We start from the raw sequence: 19,966 nt of genomic DNA, 5'->3' as shown, positions 1-19,966 counted from the left end.
GACCTTGCAAAAGCTGCCGCCGATCTCGACGGTGAGAGCGCAATCCTCGACGGCGAGATCGTCGTCTCAACGATCACGGCCTGTCCGACTTCGGTGCGCTAGGCAAAGCCATCACCCGGCGCCAGCACGACCTCTATTTCGTCGCCTTCGACCTGCTGCACGCCAATGGGCAAGACTTGCGGGACATGCCTCTGGAGGACCGGCGCGAGATCCTTGCAGAGATGATCGCTGAGGGGCAGCGGATCCAATTCAGCGAAGCGCTTGCCGGCGGAGCGAAGGAAATCTTCCATCTGATCGATAAGGCGGGCCTGGAGGGGATGGTTTCGAAGCAAGGGCAGCAAATACCGAAGCGGCAACACGACGGCCTGGCTAAAGAGCAAGGCTTTCGCTGTCGACGAATTTGAACTGCTTGGCGTCGAGAGGGAGGCCGGGAAACCTGCGTTCGCCCTGATGGGCGAGCTGGGCACGCGCAAATATGTGGGCTCTGCCTTCATCAATTCCAGCCGCGCCATCCGTGAGCGGCTTTGGAAGCGTGTCCAGGAGCATGCCGGCCCGGCGCCAAAGGGCATGAAGCGGCCGGCGACGCAATGGATCAAACCAGGCATCATCGGCCGCGTGAAGCATCTCCGTGGTGAGGAGGATCTTCGACACGCTTCCTTTCAGGATTTCCGGGAGGAATGATCTTCGACCTGCCCGCGGAGGATTTGTTCGCCGCTTCGGCCTATTGGCCGGGAGCATGCGCTGACGCCTCTGGCAACGTGGAACGCAAATCCTAGGGTCCGGAAGGCTACATTGCGGAACGATAAGACTTGCGGGCCGTTTGCCGCATCCGCGTCATCGAAAGCGTCGACATGCCATCAAATCCTTCGCGGTTGATAATGGTGTTTTTGCTAGGCGCTACTGTGTGGGTCGGTCTTCACAACTGCGCAGGCAACTACCTGACCAAGGCTCCCGCAACTGGTCCGGCCCCGCAACCGGCGCCGCACAAATCTGTAGCCTCTCACCAGCGTTTCCGGGAGAATAGGCATAAACGCGTCCACAGAGGGCCATGCCCCCCAAGTTACGCCGTGCCAGCTAGAATTTCATGGCGATGCCGACGCGGAAATCGTGCGTCTGAACCGTGTGTTCAAGTGTGCATCCGCCGCCGCAATATTCTAGCGACTTCTTGCCGAAGAAGGAGAAATCATACTCGCCACGCAGGAAAACGTTGTGGGTAAGCGCGACATCGACACCCGCACCCACAATGCCACCGACAATCGTCGCGTCGCGTTCAGCCGCGCCACCAGGATAGAAAGTCTTGAGCTTCGCTGCGGTGACACCTGCCGTGATGAAAGGCAGATACGACCCCATATCGACGCCAACCCGACCTTTCAACGAACCGAACAATCCTGTTGACGCATCGAGGACGCCCGCCCCGGGAATGTCATCGAAAGTGTTCTTCTTGAAGCGATAGCCAAGCTCGCCTTCGACACCGTAGACGACCTTGCCTGATTGGAAGTTGTAGCCTGCAAAGCCTCCGATCGCTGCCGATCCGACATTGTGCGTGGCTGCCCCAATGCCCGGCGCGTGAATCTTGTAGTGCTCAAGGGTGCCGGCGCCAAAGACACCCGCGTAAGCACCTTGCCACGTCCATTCTGGGGTTTCGACAGGCGAAACGATATCCGCAGCCATCACAGGCACACAGAGTGCGAGGCCAAAAACAGAGGCGAGTAAGAATCTTTTCATCGAAATCCCCGCTAACGAAATGTGTGCACTGAAGGGGTATGACAGCATCCACGATTTTGTCTGTAGCGGGAAAGTCACAGGTCAAGCAAAAACTTCGTGCGCCGCCCGTGACGCTTCGCAGAGCGACCAAGATCGAATCAGAGTGCGGCAACGACGACGATCGGCTTCGGCTTCTTCTGGCGGGGCAGGAGGTGGTCGGACATTGCAGATTCTCAAAGATACCGGTCGCCGTCAGCTCGGTGGGTCGGCAACGAGTTCGATAGCGCCCAGCAGGCCGATCGAGCGCACGTCGCCGACCAGTGGGTGATCGCGAAACTCTCCCAACCGCCGCTCAAAAACGCGCCGACCCGTTGGCCATTTTCAAGCAGGCCGCCCTCCTGATAGAGCCGCATGACCTCGAGCCCGACGGCAGCGCTCACGGGATCGCCGGGATAGGTCAAGCGATGGCCGAACACCGACCCGTCGGCCGTACCGTCCGCGATGACCTCATAGACACGGTCGGACACGATCGCCGCGCCCATGACCGTGTTGGGCGCACCCCTGAGAGCATTTCCAATATCGAACGCGGCAAACAGCTGCCCAGCATCGCGACGCTCGCTGAGCTTGCGCGCATCCTCAAGATGCAAGATGCTATTGACCGACTTTTTTGAAGGCGTGGAAAAGAGACACGCCATTACGCGCGAGCGGGCGGAACTTGAGGCCGAGCTCCTCGAGACGGCGCGCCAGCTGACGCCGCGGCTTGTCAAAGTCGCGCTGGAGCAGGTGAAGGCGCTGAAGGCAGTTGGGCTGACGTTGACTTCGGCGGCCTTCAAAGGGGAATCCCTCCAGATCGGCCCAGAATCCACCTCAACAAATATGTGACATCCGTGAGTGCCGATGGAGAATGCTACTGGGCATGGAAGCTTAGTCTATTTGCTCCACGCCGCGTTCGCTCCAGGCGGCATGAAGCCGACCGGCAGCCGCAAACGATGCTGTTGCTCAAATCGTATCAAATTAACGATACAAAAATCGGCTATTAGGGCTTCTCCTCGGGCTTTTCATGCCCAACAGAATTGCCTCCAAGGTGCGGCTCGATATCCGAAGCTTGGCGATCCAGGCCCACATATTTGTCCTCACGTCCGTACCCTAAGGGCTTGCTCCAGCCTGTCGGCAATCTGGGTGACGAGATAGGCAATCACCATGTAGATCACGACGGCAATCACGAAGGCTTCGAGGTAGTAGTAGTTCAGCGCGGCGGTCAGCTGGGACTGGGCGAAGATATCGACAACCTCGATGGCGAATCCGAGAGAAAGCGCCTTCATGATGACCATCATCGAGGTTGTGAGGTCGGGAATTGCCGTGAGGGCCACCTGGGGAAATAGGATACGCCGGAACAGTTGGCCGCTCGTATAGCCCAGCGAATGGGCTGCGTCCGACTGACCGGTGTCGAATGCATTCAGGGCTCCCTTGATAATCTCCGATTGGAACGCGGCGACACAGCCGGTAATCGCAGCTACAAGGATGACCCAATTGGGGGTTTCGTGGGCGTTGAAGTTGATCCCGAGCAATGAGAACAGGAACTGGAATGCGGGCGGCAGACCGAAATAGGCGAGGAAAATCACGATGACCATCGGAACGCCCTTGAAGACGATCTTGTAAGTCATGATGAGCTCTCGCAGCACCGGCACCCGTCTGTATTCGATAAGCGCGAATATGCTGCCGACTATCGTCGACAGGACGAAAATCATGAGCGCCATTCCAATCGTCACGGGTACGGCACTCAGAATTTCCTGCGTGTCCTGGAGCAAAATATCGGTATCAAACATGGTTGAATACCCTTACGTCAGACGCTCGCGAGGAGCTCGTTCTTGATCGGAGTTGTTGTTGTCGCCTCAGGCGCTTGCATCGGTGATCGGAGCTCGAAGAAGCGCACGATGAGCCATGCGACGAGGCACATCAGCGAATAGATGACCGCCAGGACGAGGTAGGTTTCGAACTGGAACTGGTTGTAGTCGCGCTCCATGATCAGATGCGCAGTCGCCATGACGTCGGCCGCCCCGATGTACATGACCAGCGCAACGTTATGGATCAGGTAGATGATGGAGTTCCCATAGCCCGGCAAAGCGAAGTGCACCGCTTGCGGGCCGACGACGCGAGTAATTTTCTGTCGGAACGTATATCCAAGGCTGTCGGCCGCATCGTGCTGGCCGCGATCGACGGCCAGGTATGCAGGCCGCATGACTTCCGACAGATAGCCGCCGTGGTAGAGGCTCAACCCCACCATGGCAGCCATCGTCGCCGAAATAAAATCTTTGGCGCCGAACAGGATCACCAACAGTGGAAGCCCATAAAACGCGACGAACAACTGCAGTACGACAGGGACACTCCGGGCATAGGACACGTAGAGGTCCACCAGGTGACTGATGACTGGCACCCTGCGGACCCGGAGGGTTGTCGCGATGAGAGCCAGGCAGAACCCGGAAATGAGGGCTGTAAACGTGATGGCGAGCGTCAGCGGCAATGCCGAGAGCAACTCGGGAATCATAGCAGATACATCCACTTTGAAACGCTCCTTCTTGCAATTCAGCCTTGCCGCTGACTAGCGAATATGGTCGTCGACGGCCGTGCTATTTCATGTACTGGACGATGCCCTCGCCGAACCACTTCTGCGAGAGCTTTTCGATCGTGCCGTCGTCTTTCAATTCCTTGAGAACCTTGTTCACATCGTCGGCCAGAACCTTGTTCTCGTCAGATCTGTGGATCAGCATGTAGGTGTTGTTGCTGAACACTGGTTCGGACGCCACGATATCGAGTTTCTTTTGCTCGATGACGGTCTGCTCACCGAGATTCGACGGCAGGACGAGAGCGTCGAACTTGCCATTCTGAACTTCGTCAAGCCGGTTCGGGTAGGGAATACCGGCACTCGACGCCGTCACGTCAAGCTTGTATTGCGGATTTTCTTTCTGCCAATTCATGATGAACTTGTAGGTTCCACCGCCGGCCGTGGTCGGAACGATCCTCTTGCCGACCAGGTCTTTCATTTCCTTAATGCCGCTGTCTTTCTTGCTGTAAATCTTCATCAGGCTGGCGCCCATAGGATTTTCCGGAATGAGGAATTGCTTGGCGCGCTCGGGGGACTTGTAGTAGCCACCCACCGCGATGTCGTACTTGCCCGTGGCGAGGCCAGTTTCCTGCGCGATATCCGAGACACCTTCCATTTCGAACTTGTATTGCGGCAGCTTTGCGTTGATCGCCCTCAGCAGATCGGGCTCATAGCCTTGCGGCTCGACGCCGATCGCGCCCCATGCCAGCGGCTTGGATTCGGCAGATGTCGCGATCTTGATCGTCCGGACCGTTTCGCCGTGACTGATCCCCACGGTTGCAAGGGCGATTGCGATGCCGCTGGCGACGGCCAGGGCATAGCGACGCGAAAAACTGGATTTGATTGCAGACATTTCTTGGGTTCCCTTCTTGTTGAGCTATTGAAAAGCGAGTTCGGACTGCAGAAATTGAGCAAGTCGCGGGCTGGAAGGTGAATCGAAGATTTCGGCCGGGCTGCCATCGGCGGCAACCACGCCACGATCCATGAAGACGATCCGGTTGGAGATGTTCTTTGCGAATTGCATCTCGTGGGTCACAAGCAGCGAAGTGATCCCTGACGAGGTGACATCCTTGATCACCTTTAGAACTTCACCGACGAGCTCGGGATCTAGCGATGACGTAGGCTCATCGAAGAGTATCACGTCGGGGCGAACCGCCAGGGCGCGCGCGATGCCGGTGCGCTGGAGCTGGCCGCCCGACAGTTGGGAGGGATAGCTATCTCGCTTCGGGGTGAGGCCGACCCGCTCGAGCTCCCGCAAGGCGATCTCCCGCGCCTCGTCCGCTGACTTGCGCTGCACGACGACCAGGGGATCCATCACGTTCTGCACGACGGTCATGTTCTTGAAGACGTTGAATTGCTGAAAGACCATCGCCGTTCGCAACCGGATCGCCTGGACAGCGGCCTTGTCGGCACGCTGGTAATCCATCCGAATCTGATCGAACGCGATGGTTCCTGAGGACGGCTTGGCCAGGTAGTTGATGCATTTCAGCAACGTGGTCTTGCCGGTGCCGCTGGGGCCGATGATCGACACCACGTCACCCCGCTTTACCGATAGATTGACGCCGTTCAGAACCTGGGTGCTTCCGTAAGACAGCTTTACATCTTTGAGTCCAAGCATTGCTGGTTAGCCCTTCGGAAAGTGTGGGACGGACTGGTTTGACCGTATGCGATATCATCACCCGCTCTCCGCATGGCCCAGAACGTGCATCAGCCGGTTTGCCCAGCCGAAGATCGATATGGCGTGGATCAGGTCGATGATCTCGCGGTCATCCATGCCGACTGATCGAAGCGCGGCGATATCGTCTGCCGTCGCTTCCGACGGGGCCGCCGACAGGCGGCGGGCAAAACTGTAGATTGCCGCATCGCGCGGCCCAAGCTTTTCGGGTTTGTCGAGGTACAGCGCGGTGACCACATCGTCGCTCTTGGTCAACTCCGCATGTCGGCGGGCGTGAACAACGGCACAGAATTTGCAGCCATTGACCATTGATGCGCCCAATGCGCCAAGTTCGCGATCGGGACGGGCGAGCCCGCCCTCGACATACATGATCGCGTTGAACAGAACCGTGCGGGCAAGATAGCTTTCCGGATCATGGACAAGGGTCCGTACATATTCCGAAACTTTCTTGGCGGAGGGCGTAACCTTCATCGCATCGAGCTGTTCCGGCGTGGCCTCGGACAGCTCGACCGGCGCGATGTATGGCTGCCAGTTCAGCGGCTTCAGGCGCACCGAGGAAATCATGACGACCTCATCAATCGCAAGCCGGTCGCCACCCGTGTCTGGAAGTTGACAAAGGCAATCAGTTCGGAGAGCGCGACGATCTGAGGATTGTTCAATCCAGCCTTCTCCAGGAGAGCGATATGGCTCGCTTCGGCCTTTTTTGGCGTCAGGGTGACCAGGTCAACATGACGAACGATGGTCGCCAAAGGTTCATTCAAATCCGTTTCCCCCTGGGCCAAGGCCAGAAGCTGCTCGGTCGGACCAAGCTGAGCCAGCTGCACATCATATTCGGCCACCAAGACCGGATCGGCGTTCAGGGCCGCCATGCGACGGGCAAGAGCAATACGCAAATTCGGCGCCAGCCCCTGATCGGTTGCCGGGTGCAGCACTGAGAGGCGACATTCTTCTGCCCCTCGCACGAATTCGGGCCGAAACCGCCTTGTGGCGAAGAGGGTATCATCCGGTGAAAGGCCGGCAGCCTTGTCCATCGCGTCGATCACAACGCAGCCTCCTTCTGCAGCAAGGGAGTTGAATCGACCCATTCGTCGCCCAGAAGTTCGGGCGTGTCGTAGGCGATCAGATTGGCGAAGTGGGTTTCGACATCCTCGGCAAAAAGTGAAGATGCGATGCCGCGCACAAGACGGTCGGCACCGGCGCTGACGGCCGGGATGTCGCCGGAGACCTTGCCGTGCGTCAGCATGGCGGCGTCGTTGAAGCAGTGGATATGTGCTAGCATCGGGCAGGAGCCGGGGACGCGTTCGCGAAACTCGAACGCCGGACCGAGATCCGGCGTGTCCGACATGCCTGCACGAGCCGGCCCCATATCCGGCGTATATCGGCCATCCGACCACGTGCGGATATGTGGGGCGATCGCCGCGAATTCCGGGCGGCCGCTGAAGTCATTTGAAAAGCCGGTTGCCGCGATCAGGAAGTCGTAGCGCAACGGTCCCTGCGTGGTTTCCACCAGCAGGGTCCCTGCCTCCTCCTTCACCGCAACTATGCCGCAGTCGAGGAGGAACCGAGCATTGGGGTGGCGAGACACGCGGAGTGTCGATGAACGCGGCGGCGGTGTCTGGGTCGAGGCGGTATAATCGAAGAATTTCCACTTCCAGGCGTCGGGCAAGTGATGCATGCCGAGTACAACACCCGGACTGCCAATGCCGGTCAGCTTGTTGATGCGCGGCATTTCCTTGCGCCGGATCAACATGTCGACAGAGCCGGCTCCCGCCTCGAGTGCCGTTGCGGCATTATCCATGGAAGAGGCGCCAGCGCCGATCACCGCCACACGCTTGCCTTTCAGCGTGTCGAAGTCGATGTCATCGGCAGAATGGGCCCAATAGGCGCGATCGACGCCACTGAGGAAATCGGGCACGGCAAAACCGCCCAACCCGGACCGACCGGTGGCCAGAACGAGACGACGGGTGAGAACCCGGCCGGTTTCCGCGCCGTCGATATCGATCGCAATCAGATCTCCAACAGGTGCCAGTCCGGTCATACGCACGCTGTTGCGCACCGGCAGACCGAGAACCTTGCGATACCAGACCAGGTAGTCCATCCACTGGCCCTTGGGGATTTTGTCCAGCGAGCGCCAGGCCTCAACGCCCCATTGCGCCGTGAACCAGGCGCGGAACGTCAATTGCGGCAGGCCGAGCGACGGACCGTGCAGGGTTTTCGGCGACCGGAGCGTTTGCATGCGGGCAAACGTTACCCACGGTCCTTCGAGCCCGGCCGGCGCCGCATCATAGGCCACGACATTGGTTATCCCGGTCAGCACCAGCTTTGCCGTGGCAGCAAGTCCGCACATGCCGGCGCCGATGACAACGACATCACGGACCGGCACGCTGTCGTGCGAACGCGCGGGAACCCATGGCTTGGCGGGCAGTTCGAGAAACTCGAGATCCTGCGCGAGCTGTGCTTCGAGCGCAGCAAGACCTATCGGCGTTGGCGCGGCGGCGGTATGCTTCATATTCCTGTTCCGTGATTTGTGCCGGATGCAGGATCGCTCACCAATTGGCCAGCGAGGGTCGGATCTAGTTTCTTGAAGCCGACGATCGACCGTTCAGCCACCGCCTCGACCGCATCCATCAACGCCTGCGCGACTGGACGAAGGGGGCGTTTCTCGGCAGCCACAACGCCCCAATAGAAAAGGACGGTCACGTCGATCGGGCGAATGACGACCCCAGGCAGGGCCACGCCATAGGCGGTGAGGGGATCGATGACGGCCGCAACGCCAGTCCGCCGAACGATCTGCAACGCTCCATATGCAGTATTCGTCCGGATCACCGGCCCGGTGTCGATGCCCTTGGCCGCCAATGCCTTGGAGACGTGCAACTGGAAACGTAGGGGGTTGAGCAATGTGGCGACGCGGCGACCGGCAAAGGCGGAAAGCGGTATGACGTCAAGTTCAGCCAGCGGATCGTCCTCCCGCACGGCGGCAACATCAGGCGCCGAATAGAGCCGCAGGACATCCAGACCGGGCGTATCGAGCGGCAGGCTTGAAAACCCGATCTCGGCACGTCCGCTACGCACTTCCTGGGCGACGATCGAGGGAAGAAACAGCCCGAGATGCGTCTCGTGCGGAAGCTCGACACCTTTGAGCTCAGCCATTGCCGTCGGGATCAAGCCAGTACCGATCGCAGAGGTGGTAACAATCTGCAGGATTCGTCCACGGCCGGCGGCAATTATCTTGGCCCGCGCGGCAAGCTCGGTGAAGGACATCAGCAAACGCCGCGCCTCCTCTTCGAAGGCCACACCCTCCTCGGATAACTGCACCCGCCGACCGACACGGTGCAGCAATTCGAAGCCGAGCTCCGCCTCAAGATCCTGAATGGTGCGTGTGACCGAAGGCTGGGAACACCCGAGCATCGCGGCAGCCTTGGTGATGCTGCCGTTGGCGGCAACGGCAAGAAAGGCTTGGAGATCTCGTGTTTCCATTTACGCCTACATGCGCATTGTGTATGAGTACGATCGTCTCATGCAGATTTGATATATGTCAAGGCGGAAATGGAACATAGCTGGAGACGCCTCGGTGATTCGCCGTACGATCGGAATGATACGCAAGCCCACAGGGCGTCGTCGGCCGTCTCGGCCATGTGGCTCGAAAGCGTTCCAGCTGAACCCCATGGATGACGATTTTCATGGATGGCCAGGCTCAAGGAAGCGATAGGTTTCGATCGAGTTGTGCCTGCCTGCTGGCCGTGCATGCGATGGCGTTCGCCGCGTTGCGATCCATAAAGACTGGAACAGGAGAACTCCTATGCGGGTGAGTATTCTGGGGGCCGGCGCAATTGCTTACGGCCTTGCTGCCTACCTGGCGGAGGCGGGGCACGATCCAATGCTTTGGTCGCCGTCGGGAGAGCGCACCAAGGCACTGGCCACCGGCGAATCGCTAACTGCCACGGGCGCTATCGAGGCAACGGTGTCGGTGCGTATCGCCAAGGATTGTAAAGAGGCTGTTGCCACTGCAGACGTTGTGATGATCGCGCTGCCGGCTAATGGGCACAAGAAAGTGATGGATGCTGCCGCTCCTTATCTGAGGGAGGGAATGCCGGTAATCATCAGTTCTCACAGTTCCTTCGGAGCGCTGTATCTCTCCAGGCAGTTGGCGCAACGCAAGGTTAGTCTGCCGATCGTCGTCTGGGGCACAACGCTGGTGACAGGCCGCCAGTCCGGGCCGACAGAAGTCCATGTCGCCAGTGTTCGCCAGAAGCTCGATGTCGCGACGCTCCCGTTCGACGCGATGGACCAAGGGTTCCGACTTTGCACGACCCTGTTTGGAGATCGTTTCGTCATGCGCGACGGCATGCTTGCTATCGCGCTCAGCAACCTCAATCCGCAGAACCATCTCGGGATCGCCCTTCTTAATCTCACACGCATGGAGAAGGGAGAACAATGGAGCCAGGCCGGAAACGTCACGCCGGCTGTCGGCCGCTTTATCGAGGCGCTGGACGCGGAACGATCGGCGATCGCCGCCCGTTTTGGAATTGCCGTGCGCACAGTTGAAGAGCATTTTTCATTGTCGTTTCACGTCCCTATGGGCACCGTTTCGGAAATGAACCAGGAGATGGATCGCCAAGGCCGCGGCGGCTTCGGCCCGTCAACTATCGAAAGTCGCTATGTTCTGGAAGACGTTCCTTTCGGGCTGCTGCCGACGGTATTCTTGGGGAAGATCAGCGGAAACCCAGCGATCCTCCATGAGGCTGGAATTGCGATATTCTCGGCGGCTTATGGTCGCGATCTTAAGGCAGACAATGATATCCTTCCTGCGCTCGGCATCGAAGGAATAGGAAAAGTGGATCTGGAGAACCTTTGCCGTAAGGGCTTTTAGCGACTCTTCAGATGATGACGCGGGCAACCGGACAGCCAGACTTCCCGTGACGCGTCAATCAACCCGCTCTCATCTCTGATCAATCCGCTGCATCTTGTTGCGGAAGCCGACGGATCGGCTTCCGTTCTTATATCGGAGCCCGCAGCGCTAGATCAGGCGCTTGATGTCGATGTAGTTCCCTTCTGTCGTGATCGTCAGCGTTACTTCTCTGTCGCCGCGATTCCGCCAGAACCAACCGTGATTTCCGTCGAAGGCGGCTTCAATGGCACCTTCGTCAGCGGGAACGCGGCGACCTTTTTCGTAGCTGACGGACTGACCGCCGCCATCGCCGTGCGTCTCGAAGTTCACCACGCCACCGTCAGCTGTCCAGGAAAAGTTTGCCTTGGCGCCCTGCCGCATCACGAGCTTGACTTCGGCACCTTGGCCTGGCGCCAAGGTGAAGGATAGCTCGTCTTGCCTTTCATCTGGGCGGATCGGGACTTCCGAGGTTGCTTCGGCGACAGGCGCTGCAGCAATGGCCGGAGCCTCGGCAGGAGCACTCTCTCCAACTGTCACATTGTCTTGGGCAACAGCCTCCCCAGTTGGAGATGAGCTGCGACGCGGGCTGTTCGGCGGTAAGGGCAATGAGGAGGGGTCCAAAGTGGATCATCCTCAAGGAAATCCTTCCCAACGTGATGCCGCCGCTGATCGCGGAGTTCGGTCTGCGATTTTGCTTCGTTTTCCTCACCATTGCAGCGTTGTCCTTCCTCGGCGTCGGCATTCAGCCGCCTACGGCCGACTGGGGATCGATGGTGCGCGAGAACGCGACGTTAATCACCTATGGCGACGTCACGCCGCTACTGCCGGCCGGCGCGATCGCACTCCTTACGGTGTCCGTGAATTTCGTCGTCGACTGGTTCCTGCACGTAACAAGCGGGTTACGCGATGAAAAATAGCGGACACGTTTCGCATGAAAGAGGAAAGGATCTGCTCGAGGTCCGCGACCTGTATGTTGAGGGTTTTTCGGATGAGCGGTGGCATCCCATCGTCCGCGGGGTCGGTCTGACGCTGAAGCGTCGTCATGCATCAGGGGAAAGTCATTGATCAGGGTTTGAAGAGCGAAGTTCTTGCGCCCCCGCATGCAGCTTATACTGAAAGGCTTCTTTCATCCGTGCCTGAAATGGATCCGGACTGGCTTACACGGCTTCTGGCCAGCCGGAAAATCTGACCGAGAGCGGTGCAGGTGTTTCTGGTAAGCCGCCCATTCATGGTCAGCGATGATCAGGAGAAGAAACCGTGAGCGTTCACCAGGGAAGTCGGAACCGCGGGTGCTCATGGGCGGTTGGCTCGATCAAACGACCCTGCCGACACCAACATTTGGATGGGGCAAGGCGCAAGGCGGCCCCATCTGCTCTGATGCCGATGGGGCCGTTGTCTTGCCGCCACCTAGAACGGTGAGTTGAACTAACCACCGTTGGTCGGGGCCGGTGCAGCGGGTGCCGGTGCAGGCGCTGGAGCCGGCGTCGCTGGAGCAGGCTCTGCAGGCGCCGGGGCTTTTGCAGCCGGGGCCGGCGCGGCAGGTGTTTCGATGGCAGGCGCGTCAACCTTCACATTGACGTCCTTGCCGCCCCCGCCACCGACGTCGATGACACCTGTAACCAACAGCAGAATAAATATGGCCACAACAGCCAGAACGATGGCGAGGACTACATTGCCACCTCCGCCTGTATTAACGACAGTTGGGCGGTCAGCCATGACGTTCTCCTTTTCACCTTAGAAGAACCCTCGGACATGAACGTGAGGAACCCTTCAAACGTTCCGCGGCTAGCCCTTGGTCGCATCGAACTGCGGACTTAGGTCCTGGATCAAGCCCATGAACGTTTGCGCAGCCTCACCCACTGCCATAGGTGGCGGCGAACCTTTTCTCTGGTCGCCTATACGAAATGGGCCATTTCGACGGCAACCATTCCGACACCGGCGGATCTTGTCTGAACCGGAGTCGCGGCTCTCGGATGTCACACAGCAAAGGAGCGCGAACAGGGCGGTCCCCGAGGAAGCAAAGTCAGGCCAAGCCAAGAGGGGAGGATACCTGAAATGCGGGGATTGCGGCGGCGCACTCGATGCCTGCCGGGACGCTGCAGCCGCTCCTGGGCGGCCACGGATGACACGATCATTTCGCGTTAGCGGGAACTAACCCTCAGCCGGCTCAGTACGCCAGACGTGGTCGTCAGCGACGCGATTCAGAACCGTTGCGATCGCCACTTCGTCGCCGACTTTATTCCCCGAGCGATTGCAAGATTGTGGGCGGCGCTCCCGATCGCCAAGATTGGTCGTTCGGCAGACGGCCGCGTGATGAGCGTCTGGATTTTCCGAACTCTCGCAGCAGCAGACTAATGATTGCTCGAACAGGCCCAGACGCGCACGAGTAGTAGATGGTCTGTTGGTGGCGCCTTGTCGTAACCAATCCGAGCTGCCGAAGCTTGCTCAGATGTTGGGAAAGCGCGGAAGCGCTCAACCCGACCAGCTTCGCCAACTCGCCGACCGACATTTCACTCCGGGTGAGAAGGTCTAGGGCCAACAGCCGCTTCTCATTTGCCAGGAGGGCGAGCAGCGCGGCTGCCGGCGCCGCGTAGCCGGCGTGCATGCCGGGATTCACAACGGCACTCCGACGGCCTGAAAGTTTCAGGCCCAGCCTTAGACCACCTATGGTGCCGGGGGAGACCTGCGTCACGCGACCGAACATTGTATTGCACACCTTTCGGCAAGGGCCGGCTGAGGGATGAAGAGGGCCGGCGCCGAGCGTTGCGGTGGGCTTTGGGGAGCGCCGGCCAGGCGGAATTCAGGCCCGCCGCTCGGATAAGATAACAGGGACGCTGTTGACGCCTATGGCGTGATCGCGGAAGGTGGTGGGTCTACTGGCAGCAATGGCGCTACGACCGCGGGAGCTACCGACACTGCCATGTTGTGATGCCTGTATCGCCAGACCGCTGGGGAGCGTCAGGGCACTGCAAGCGGGATAAATATCTGTGGGCGGAGGTGCTGCCTCTTCAAACACTTCGGCGTCAGCAGAGTGTTCCCGCGTGCCAAGAAGCTATCGTCGCGGCGGCTGAACGGGTGATCGGCCGGGCAAAGCATCTTAGCTATGAGAAAGAACTTCGTTACCCCCCCCCGCAAGGACGAACCGAGATCCGCCGCGACGACTTTAGCACGCAATCATCTTGGAATGCCTAGTAGGGCGTCGGTCCATGAACCTCCTCAGGAGGGCATTGCTGGTGCAATGTTTCTCAATGCCGGCTGATGTCATTCCGGCGCAGCCGGTTAACGCCTCCGATCGCGCTTTCATGTAGACCGCGCGGGCGTCAAGCCAGGGCTTCCTCGTTCGCATTCCAAGGTCCTATATAAACGGCCCGAGAAGAAATATGGCCAGCAGCACCACAAAAAGGGCGGCGACTATCGCGATGCCCCACATGAGAACCCTTCTGGTGCCGCGTCGTTCTTGCTTGCGAGATAGGTGTTCTGACACTGCCGGATCCTCAGTATGAGCGATGGCCATGCAACGCGCTATGCTGAGCGCGGGTTCCGTGCAACGTCTTGCGGACGGACTGGAACTGAGATCCCAATGCATCAAAATCTAATCATCGGGAAAGTTGGGTTGGAAAGCACGTTCGGTAACGGTTAATTCAACCATTGCTTGCATATTAGCATGGAGTGTGGGTGGCGACTCCGACATTGCGGCGGGGTGCTGGGGTGCCGGAGCCGCCTGCGCAGTCAAGGGCGGGTTGGCCGCGCTGTCTCAGAATAGGACAGCGCGGTCAACGATTCGTTAAGCCCAGCGTCCAACGACAAGGCCGCCGTCCGCGATCACCGGCCGAGATGAGCAGGGGCCCGAGTCGCGAAACGTCCGTCATCCGTGCAGCTTCCTGGCTTCCCGCACCAGCTTCGCCCGAACTTCGCCGTGCTCGCGTATAAGCTCGCGGACCTCGTCGGGCGAGATGCGGTTCTGCTTGGCAAAGTATTTGACCTCGTATTCCTCGTCGGCTGAGACGCGGTCGCGGTCGCGGAAACCGCGCTTGCTCTTGTTGTCGGTCATCGATCGTACCTCCTAAGAGGAACAGTGATCGCGAACGAATGTTCCCATATGCATTTGCGCCAACTAACTGGCTGCTGGGAGACGCTGGGCGGGCGTTGCGGGTCAATCCGTGGTTACCTGCTCCGTCGACACGATGCGGTCGCAGCCAAAAGATCGGCGATGAAGTCCGACTGCCGATGCAGGTCTCTTTCATGGTTGGCCGGGTTGCCCGAGATTATTATTGCTGGATTATATAGCGGAACGTCCAATGAACGAAACCGCAACTCCAAGACCTTTGCGTGTACACCCAAGACGTAAGTCCTGCGAGCTCTTGAGGCCTGTTCGATGGCTCCTTTGGCTTGCGTTAAGAGCGCATTGTCATGCGACGACAGCACATGGACTTCGCCGCTGGAAACGGATGGCGAAGCAAGAGGCTCGACATCGTGCGCGAAATGTTCAGATGTTCGTTAGCGTATTCGTCATCTACAAGATCGGCCTCGGTCCAAATAATGGGGTCAAATGAGAGTGCGGTTCCTGAGATGCTGCGTCATCATGCGAGGACGTTCCGACTGCAAAGCCTGCGAATAACGTTTATGGATCATTGGCCTTCACGGGCAAGAGCCATCCGACGGACCGAGCAGCGGCGATCGGCCTTCTCGGCTTTACAGCGGCCGACCTCGAGGTCGATGCGGCCGAACAGCGCTTGCTCAGGCTCGCCAGACCAGAACGCTGCGAAACATACCGGCGCGGAGCCAAGCGCTGCAAGCAATCTGGCGGCCGTCTGCTTTTGTCGGCCAATGGTCAAAACACGGATCAATAGTTGTGGGGGACGGGTTGCCACGGCCCGGCTAACGCGGATGAAGGCTCAGCTTCTGCCGGGCGATCTGCCAGGCCGATTCGACATGCCGTCGCGCCGCGGCTTCCGCCTCCTCCGGCTTGCGTGACCGGATCGCGTCCATGATCGCGGTCATCTCGGCGATCGCCGGCTCGCGGCGGTTCGCCGAAAGAATCGTCATGGAACGGAGCTGGTTGATGCGGACGTTGAGCCCGGTCACGATCTCCCAGGCCACGCGCTTGTCGGCCGCGTCGAACAGCACTTCATAAAAACTCGTCGTCGCCCGCATCACCTCGGCCGGTTTGCCGGATGCCCAGGCTTCAAAAAGGTTGGCCAAAGCGCGATCGAGCAAGACCAATTGCTCATCGGTCGCGGACATGGCGCAGGCGCGCGCCGCAATACCTTCGAGTAGCGCACGCAATTCATAGATTTCATCGGTGCGCCCGAGATCCGGCTTGGCCACCGCCGGCCCGTGCCCTGGGATCATCTGCACCAAACCCTCGGCTTCCAGCTGCCGCAGAACCTCGCGCACCACCGAACGGCTGACGCCGAGTTGATCGCACAGCGGCCGCTCGATCAGCCTTTCGCCGGGCTGGAAATGAAAATCCATGATCGCCTCGCGCATGCGCTCCAGCGCCAGCGTTCTCAAGGTCTTGGTGGTGCGATCGATGCGTAGCGAGTCGTCTGGCATCCCGGGTCTCCTGCGCCGCCACCAAATCAGATTCGATGGCCGATTGACAAGTTTATTGGTGTTCCATATTATGGTATACCACACTTGCGTTAAACAAGTGACCCCTTTAGGCGCATCACCGATCGAGGATTCCATGCACCCGGCCATTCGCAAGATCGTGACTTATTCCGAGAACACGCTCATCGAAGGCAGCAAGGCAGCACCCAAACCGCTGCGCCTGATCGGCGTCGCCGCGGTGCTGACCAACCCTTGGGCCGGGCGTGGCTTCACTGAGGATCTCTCCCCGGAAATCCGCGCCTGTGCGCCGGTGTTGGGTGAGTTGCTGACCCGCGAGGTCATCGCGATCGCCGGTACGGGCGAGGCGATTGAAGGCTACGGCAAGGCCGCCATCTGCGGCACATCGGGAGAGATCGAACACGCATCGGCGCTGATCCATACGCTGCATTTCGGCAATCATTTTCGCCGCGCTGTCGGCGCCAAGACCTATCTTGCCTTCACCAATCTGCGCGGCGGGCCGAACACGCCAATCATGATCCCCTTGATGGATAAGAACGACGAGGGCCGACGTTCACACTATCTGACCGTGCATTTCCAGATCGGCGACGCGCCCGCACCCGACGAACTGGTGGTGGCGCTTGGCGCTTCCATCGGTGGGCGCCCGCATCACCGCATCGGGGATCGCTACCAGGACCTCAAGGAGCTCGGGGACCTGCATGGCTGACACCGCGGCACCGGCATGGATCAGGGGCAAGACCCTGGACGGCACCGGCTTTCTCCGCGCCGGATCGGGCGCGCCGGTGCTGCTCATTCATGGCGTGGGCATGAACGCAACCATCTGGGAGCCGCAGATCGAGCGGATGGCCGACCGTTGGGATGTGATCGCCCTCGACATGCTCGGTCACGGGCAGTCGCCGCTGCCGCGAGAGAACCCGGACCTGGCCGACTATGCGGGCCAGGCCATCGGGCTGCTAGACCATCTCGGCATCGACGCGGCGTTCGTCATCGGTCATTCAATGGGCGCGCTTGTCGCCCAGGAACTCGCGCTTCGCGCACCGGAGCGCGTCCGCCGCGTCGTCTCACTCAACGCAGTATTTCGGCGCCCGCCGCATTTGGCCGAGGCCGTTCGTCAGCGCGCGGCCGCCTTGAACGGCAAGGGCGATCCATCTGGCACCGCCATGACCATCGAACGCTGGTTCGGAAATCCGGTGCCGGCAAACCTGTCGACGGCTGCCCGAAAGACGGCCGCGGCCCTGAATAACGCCGACCCGGAAGGTTACGCCCGCACCTATCGCCTGTTTGCCCGCGCCGACGGCGATCACGCCGACCGCCTGGGGACGCTCGCCGTGCCGGCGCTATTCATGACCGGCTCCGAAGACAGGAATTCCTCACCAGTGATGTCGGCCGCGATGGCGCGTCTGGCGCCGCAAGGCCGCTGCGCCGTGCTTGACGGCCAAAAGCACATGATGGCAGTGACCGCGCCCGACCTGACCACGCGCCACATTGTCGACTTTCTTGAGGGCGACGTGGAGGCAAAGGTCGGAAAAACGGAATCCGTTTTCGCCAGTGGCGAGTTTCGGCGCGCGTTGGGTTCCTTCCTGACCGGCGTCACCATCGTCACCACAATCGGCCCAGGAGGCGAGCCGCGCGGCTTCACCGCCAACTCCTTCACCTCGGTATCGCTGGAGCCGCCACTCGTGCTCGTCTGTATCGCCACCAAGGCGTTGGGGCATCCAGTATTCGCCACCTCGAAAAGCTTTGCCATCAACATCCTCAGCGAGAGCCAGAAAGCTGCCTCCGGTATTTTCGCCTCGAAAGCGGCAGACAAGTTCGCCTCGGTCGCCTGGCGCCCGGGACAGACTGGCAGCCCTTTGCTGGACGGCTCGGTCGCCGCATTCGACTGCGATATGGAGCGGCTGGTCGAAGCCGGCGATCATTCCATTCTGATCGGCCGCGTGCGCGATTTCTCGCACAACTCCTCGCCACCGCTCGGCTATTGCCGTGGCGCGTATGTCGCGCCTGGGCTCAGCCAGGCGGCGATGGCCGCCGCCCAGCCCGGCACCGATGTCGGCGCCATTCTCGAACACGGCGGCAGGATCCTGTTCCTCAAAACGGCCGACGGCTTCCACGAACTGCCGCACGGCAGGGGGCTCGGCTCGGCAAGCGACGAAAAGAGCCTCAACGGGCTTCTTGCCGCAAGGGCCATCGAAGCCCAGCTCGGCTTTCTCTTCGCGGTTTGGGACGATGCCCGAAATACCTCGCGAACGCATGTCTACTATCGCGGCACGTTCGATGTGCCTGCCTCCAGCGACGACAGTATCCGGCTTGTCGAGATCGACGCGATCGAAGAGATGAAGATCGCCGATCCGGCAATCCGCTCAATGCTTGCGCGCTATGTCCGTGAGTGCACGCAGGATGCTTTCGGCGTTTATGTCGGCAACGAGATCGAAGGCGAGGTGCGGCCGCTTGCCAGCGTCGCTTCCAATCAGGGTGACCAGAGATGAAGTTTTCGCTCTTCGTGCATATGGAACGGTCGGATCTGACGAAGCCACATTCGGATCTGGTGCACGAGCTTGAGGAGCTCGTCCTTCTGGCCGAACAGGCCGGCTTCGAAACCGCCTGGATCGGCGAACACCACGGCATGGAATTCACCATCTCGCCGAACCCGTTCATCAACATCGCCTATCTCGGTGCCAAGACGAAGCGCATCCGGCTCGGCACGGGCACCATCGTCGCTCCGTTCTGGCATCCGATCAAGCTTGCCGGCGAAGCGGCGATGGCCGACGTTATCACAGGCGGACGGCTCGACATCGGCATCGCGCGCGGCGCCTACAGCTATGAGTATCAGCGCCTCTTTCCTGGGCTCGATGCCTGGGGCGCGGGCCAGCGCATGCGCGAGATGGTGCCGGCGATCCGCGGCCTGTGGGACGGCGACTTCGAGCTTTCCGGAGAGTTCTGGTCCTTCCCGCCAACCACCTCTTCACCCAAGCCGTTGCAAAACCCCTATCCGCCGATCTGGGTGGCGGCACGCGATCCCAACTCGCATGATTTCGCCGTCGCCAACAAATGCAACGTGCAGGTGACACCGCTTGCGTCCGGTGACGACGAGGTGATTAGCCTGATGCAGCGTTTCAACACTGCCTGCGAGGCCCATCCCGGCATTACCCGGCCGGAAATCATGCTTCTGATGCACACATTCGTCGCCGAGGATGCGGCCGACGCCGACCGCCTCGCGCAGGACCTGTCGACTTTCTACTGTCAGTTCGGCGCTTTGTTCCAGAACAAGAAACCGGTGCGTCAAGGCGTGCTCGAACCGCTGACTTCAGACGAAATCGCCGCCATGCCGCAATATGCGCCGAACAAGATCCGGCAGAACCTGGTGATCGGCGAAGCCGACGAGGTCATTGCCCGGCTTAGGGCCTACGAAGCGCTCGGCTACGACCAGTATTCGATCTGGATCGACAGCGGCCTCTCGCACGAGCGCAAGACAAAATCGCTGCAACTGTTCATCGACCGGGTGATGCCGGCCTTCCTCTGATCGCGA

22 protein-coding genes and 2 pseudogenes are annotated in these 19,966 nt (G+C 59.9%); 9 read left to right on the top strand and 15 right to left on the bottom strand.

Annotated features, from left to right (window positions below):
• Positions 1-176: 176 nt before the first annotated feature.
• Positions 177-404: a DNA ligase-like domain-containing protein gene (locus NKJ26_RS28175; RefSeq protein WP_352698653.1), complete on the top strand. Its 228-nt coding sequence runs from the start codon at positions 177-179 to the stop codon at positions 402-404.
• Here NKJ26_RS28175 and NKJ26_RS28170 read toward each other — a convergent pair.
• The 3 genes and pseudogenes from NKJ26_RS28170 to NKJ26_RS28160 form a co-directional block, all read right to left on the bottom strand.
• A complete protein-coding gene (locus tag NKJ26_RS28170; protein ID WP_352698651.1) occupies positions 370-651 on the bottom strand; it encodes a hypothetical protein in 282 nt (93 codons plus the stop codon). The genes NKJ26_RS28175 and NKJ26_RS28170 overlap by 35 nt on opposite strands.
• Before the next feature lie 423 nt (positions 652-1,074).
• The gene (locus NKJ26_RS28165) at positions 1,075-1,725 is read right to left on the bottom strand and encodes an outer membrane protein (RefSeq protein WP_352698649.1); all 651 of its coding nucleotides are present in this window, start codon (positions 1,723-1,725) and stop codon (positions 1,075-1,077) included.
• A gap of 243 nt (positions 1,726-1,968) precedes the next feature.
• A pseudogene (locus tag NKJ26_RS28160) lies at positions 1,969-2,246 on the bottom strand (aminotransferase class III-fold pyridoxal phosphate-dependent enzyme); the annotation flags it as partial.
• Between NKJ26_RS28160 and NKJ26_RS28155 the strand changes: the two are divergent.
• Both NKJ26_RS28155 and NKJ26_RS28150 read left to right on the top strand, forming a co-directional pair.
• A complete protein-coding gene (locus tag NKJ26_RS28155) occupies positions 2,169-2,375 on the top strand; it encodes a helix-turn-helix transcriptional regulator (protein WP_352698647.1) in 207 nt (68 codons plus the stop codon). The pseudogene NKJ26_RS28160 and the gene NKJ26_RS28155 sit on opposite strands and share 78 nt — an antisense overlap.
• Entirely contained in the window at positions 2,353-2,586 is a 234-nt protein-coding gene (locus NKJ26_RS28150) for a hypothetical protein (RefSeq protein ID WP_352698645.1), read from the top strand. Before NKJ26_RS28155 ends, NKJ26_RS28150 begins: the two co-directional genes overlap by 23 nt.
• A 251-nt stretch (positions 2,587-2,837) precedes the next feature.
• On the opposite strand, the gene NKJ26_RS28145 is transcribed toward NKJ26_RS28150, so the two are convergent.
• From NKJ26_RS28145 to NKJ26_RS28110, 8 genes are all read right to left on the bottom strand, one after another.
• Positions 2,838-3,530, bottom strand: a complete 693-nt coding sequence (locus tag NKJ26_RS28145) for an amino acid ABC transporter permease (RefSeq protein ID WP_352698643.1) — start codon at positions 3,528-3,530, stop codon at positions 2,838-2,840.
• A gap of 17 nt (positions 3,531-3,547) precedes the next feature.
• On the bottom strand, positions 3,548-4,264 hold the full coding sequence (locus NKJ26_RS28140) for an amino acid ABC transporter permease (RefSeq protein WP_352499137.1): 717 nt from the start codon (positions 4,262-4,264) through the stop codon (positions 3,548-3,550).
• Between the two features lie 67 nt (positions 4,265-4,331).
• A complete protein-coding gene (locus NKJ26_RS28135) occupies positions 4,332-5,159 on the bottom strand; it encodes a transporter substrate-binding domain-containing protein (RefSeq protein WP_352698642.1) in 828 nt (275 codons plus the stop codon).
• Positions 5,160-5,183: 24 nt separating this feature from the next.
• Positions 5,184-5,924 (bottom strand): amino acid ABC transporter ATP-binding protein, encoded by a 741-nt coding sequence (locus NKJ26_RS28130; RefSeq protein ID WP_352698640.1) that lies wholly within the window; start codon positions 5,922-5,924, stop codon positions 5,184-5,186.
• 57 nt (positions 5,925-5,981) lie between these two features.
• Positions 5,982-6,545, bottom strand: a complete 564-nt coding sequence (locus NKJ26_RS28125) for a peroxidase-related enzyme (protein WP_352663534.1) — start codon at positions 6,543-6,545, stop codon at positions 5,982-5,984.
• Positions 6,542-7,024 carry a CMD domain-containing protein gene (locus tag NKJ26_RS28120; protein ID WP_352698638.1) on the bottom strand — a complete coding sequence of 161 codons (483 nt, stop codon included), beginning with the start codon at positions 7,022-7,024 and terminating at the stop codon, positions 6,542-6,544. Before NKJ26_RS28120 ends, NKJ26_RS28125 begins: the two co-directional genes overlap by 4 nt.
• Positions 7,021-8,490 (bottom strand): NAD(P)-binding domain-containing protein, encoded by a 1,470-nt coding sequence (locus NKJ26_RS28115; RefSeq protein WP_352698636.1) that lies wholly within the window; start codon positions 8,488-8,490, stop codon positions 7,021-7,023. Before NKJ26_RS28115 ends, NKJ26_RS28120 begins: the two co-directional genes overlap by 4 nt.
• Entirely contained in the window at positions 8,487-9,458 is a 972-nt protein-coding gene (locus tag NKJ26_RS28110) for a LysR family transcriptional regulator (RefSeq protein ID WP_352698634.1), read from the bottom strand. Before NKJ26_RS28110 ends, NKJ26_RS28115 begins: the two co-directional genes overlap by 4 nt.
• 322 nt (positions 9,459-9,780) lie before the next feature.
• Between NKJ26_RS28110 and NKJ26_RS28105 the strand changes: the two genes are divergently transcribed.
• Positions 9,781-10,851 (top strand): NAD/NADP octopine/nopaline dehydrogenase family protein, encoded by a 1,071-nt coding sequence (locus NKJ26_RS28105; RefSeq protein ID WP_352698632.1) that lies wholly within the window; start codon positions 9,781-9,783, stop codon positions 10,849-10,851.
• A 147-nt stretch (positions 10,852-10,998) separates the two neighbouring features.
• Here NKJ26_RS28105 and NKJ26_RS28100 read toward each other — a convergent pair whose 3' ends face one another.
• The gene (locus NKJ26_RS28100) at positions 10,999-11,406 is read right to left on the bottom strand and encodes a hypothetical protein (RefSeq protein ID WP_352698630.1); all 408 of its coding nucleotides are present in this window, start codon (positions 11,404-11,406) and stop codon (positions 10,999-11,001) included.
• Positions 11,407-11,438: 32 nt separating this feature from the next.
• On the opposite strand from NKJ26_RS28100, the gene NKJ26_RS28095 reads away from it, so the two are divergent.
• On the top strand, positions 11,439-11,786 hold the full coding sequence (locus NKJ26_RS28095) for an ABC transporter permease subunit (RefSeq protein WP_352698628.1): 348 nt from the start codon (positions 11,439-11,441) through the stop codon (positions 11,784-11,786).
• 1,319 nt (positions 11,787-13,105) lie between these two features.
• On the opposite strand, the gene NKJ26_RS28090 is transcribed toward NKJ26_RS28095, so the two are convergent.
• The gene (locus NKJ26_RS28090; RefSeq protein WP_352698657.1) at positions 13,106-13,474 is read right to left on the bottom strand and encodes an ArsR/SmtB family transcription factor; all 369 of its coding nucleotides are present in this window, start codon (positions 13,472-13,474) and stop codon (positions 13,106-13,108) included.
• Between the two features lie 1,260 nt (positions 13,475-14,734).
• Positions 14,735-14,920 carry a DUF3606 domain-containing protein gene (locus NKJ26_RS28085; RefSeq protein ID WP_352698627.1) on the bottom strand — a complete coding sequence of 62 codons (186 nt, stop codon included), beginning with the start codon at positions 14,918-14,920 and terminating at the stop codon, positions 14,735-14,737.
• Positions 14,921-15,497: 577 nt separating this feature from the next.
• Here NKJ26_RS28085 and NKJ26_RS28080 point away from each other — a divergent pair.
• A pseudogene (locus NKJ26_RS28080) lies at positions 15,498-15,719 on the top strand (serine dehydratase beta chain); the annotation flags it as partial.
• A gap of 28 nt (positions 15,720-15,747) precedes the next feature.
• Here NKJ26_RS28080 and NKJ26_RS28075 read toward each other — a convergent pair.
• Positions 15,748-16,425 (bottom strand): GntR family transcriptional regulator, encoded by a 678-nt coding sequence (locus NKJ26_RS28075; RefSeq protein ID WP_352698655.1) that lies wholly within the window; start codon positions 16,423-16,425, stop codon positions 15,748-15,750.
• Positions 16,426-16,558: 133 nt separating this feature from the next.
• On the opposite strand from NKJ26_RS28075, the gene NKJ26_RS28070 reads away from it, so the two are divergent.
• The 3 genes from NKJ26_RS28070 to NKJ26_RS28060 are packed head-to-tail and all read left to right on the top strand — an operon-like array spanning position 16,559 to position 19,960.
• Positions 16,559-17,146, top strand: a complete 588-nt coding sequence (locus NKJ26_RS28070; protein ID WP_352698625.1) for an amino acid synthesis family protein — start codon at positions 16,559-16,561, stop codon at positions 17,144-17,146.
• Positions 17,139-18,926: an alpha/beta fold hydrolase gene (locus NKJ26_RS28065; RefSeq protein ID WP_352698623.1), complete on the top strand. Its 1,788-nt coding sequence runs from the start codon at positions 17,139-17,141 to the stop codon at positions 18,924-18,926. Before NKJ26_RS28070 ends, NKJ26_RS28065 begins: the two co-directional genes overlap by 8 nt.
• Positions 18,923-19,960: an LLM class flavin-dependent oxidoreductase gene (locus NKJ26_RS28060; protein WP_352698622.1), complete on the top strand. Its 1,038-nt coding sequence runs from the start codon at positions 18,923-18,925 to the stop codon at positions 19,958-19,960. The genes NKJ26_RS28065 and NKJ26_RS28060 overlap by 4 nt, the downstream gene beginning before the upstream one ends.
• Positions 19,961-19,966 lie beyond the last annotated feature (6 nt).

Origin of the sequence: Mesorhizobium sp. M0152, from assembly GCF_040322415.1 — a bacterium.
In the GTDB taxonomy this organism is placed as follows: domain Bacteria; phylum Pseudomonadota; class Alphaproteobacteria; order Rhizobiales; family Rhizobiaceae; genus Mesorhizobium.
Note: the sequence above shows the minus strand (reverse complement) of the source record. Positions and strands in the feature narration are given on the sequence as shown.

Excerpts from the sequence above, each read along its gene's own strand:
- NKJ26_RS28165 (WP_352698649.1), bottom strand. The coding sequence starts at position 1,725 with ATGAAAAGATTCTTACTCGCCTCTGTTTTTGGCCTCGCACTCTGTGTG.
- NKJ26_RS28155 (WP_352698647.1), top strand. The coding sequence starts at position 2,169 with ATGGCCGAACACCGACCCGTCGGCCGTACCGTCCGCGATGACCTCATA.
- NKJ26_RS28150 (WP_352698645.1), top strand. The coding sequence starts at position 2,353 with ATGCTATTGACCGACTTTTTTGAAGGCGTGGAAAAGAGACACGCCATT.
- NKJ26_RS28145 (WP_352698643.1), bottom strand. The coding sequence starts at position 3,530 with ATGTTTGATACCGATATTTTGCTCCAGGACACGCAGGAAATTCTGAGT.
- NKJ26_RS28135 (WP_352698642.1), bottom strand. The coding sequence starts at position 5,159 with ATGTCTGCAATCAAATCCAGTTTTTCGCGTCGCTATGCCCTGGCCGTC.
- NKJ26_RS28130 (WP_352698640.1), bottom strand. The coding sequence starts at position 5,924 with ATGCTTGGACTCAAAGATGTAAAGCTGTCTTACGGAAGCACCCAGGTT.
- NKJ26_RS28125 (WP_352663534.1), bottom strand. The coding sequence starts at position 6,545 with ATGATTTCCTCGGTGCGCCTGAAGCCGCTGAACTGGCAGCCATACATC.
- NKJ26_RS28115 (WP_352698636.1), bottom strand. The coding sequence starts at position 8,490 with ATGAAGCATACCGCCGCCGCGCCAACGCCGATAGGTCTTGCTGCGCTC.
- NKJ26_RS28110 (WP_352698634.1), bottom strand. The coding sequence starts at position 9,458 with ATGGAAACACGAGATCTCCAAGCCTTTCTTGCCGTTGCCGCCAACGGC.
- NKJ26_RS28105 (WP_352698632.1), top strand. The coding sequence starts at position 9,781 with ATGCGGGTGAGTATTCTGGGGGCCGGCGCAATTGCTTACGGCCTTGCT.
- NKJ26_RS28095 (WP_352698628.1), top strand. The coding sequence starts at position 11,439 with ATGAGCTGCGACGCGGGCTGTTCGGCGGTAAGGGCAATGAGGAGGGGT.
- NKJ26_RS28090 (WP_352698657.1), bottom strand. The coding sequence starts at position 13,474 with ATGCACGCCGGCTACGCGGCGCCGGCAGCCGCGCTGCTCGCCCTCCTG.
- NKJ26_RS28085 (WP_352698627.1), bottom strand. The coding sequence starts at position 14,920 with ATGACCGACAACAAGAGCAAGCGCGGTTTCCGCGACCGCGACCGCGTC.
- NKJ26_RS28075 (WP_352698655.1), bottom strand. The coding sequence starts at position 16,425 with ATGCCAGACGACTCGCTACGCATCGATCGCACCACCAAGACCTTGAGA.
- NKJ26_RS28070 (WP_352698625.1), top strand. The coding sequence starts at position 16,559 with ATGCACCCGGCCATTCGCAAGATCGTGACTTATTCCGAGAACACGCTC.
- NKJ26_RS28065 (WP_352698623.1), top strand. The coding sequence starts at position 17,139 with ATGGCTGACACCGCGGCACCGGCATGGATCAGGGGCAAGACCCTGGAC.
- NKJ26_RS28060 (WP_352698622.1), top strand. The coding sequence starts at position 18,923 with ATGAAGTTTTCGCTCTTCGTGCATATGGAACGGTCGGATCTGACGAAG.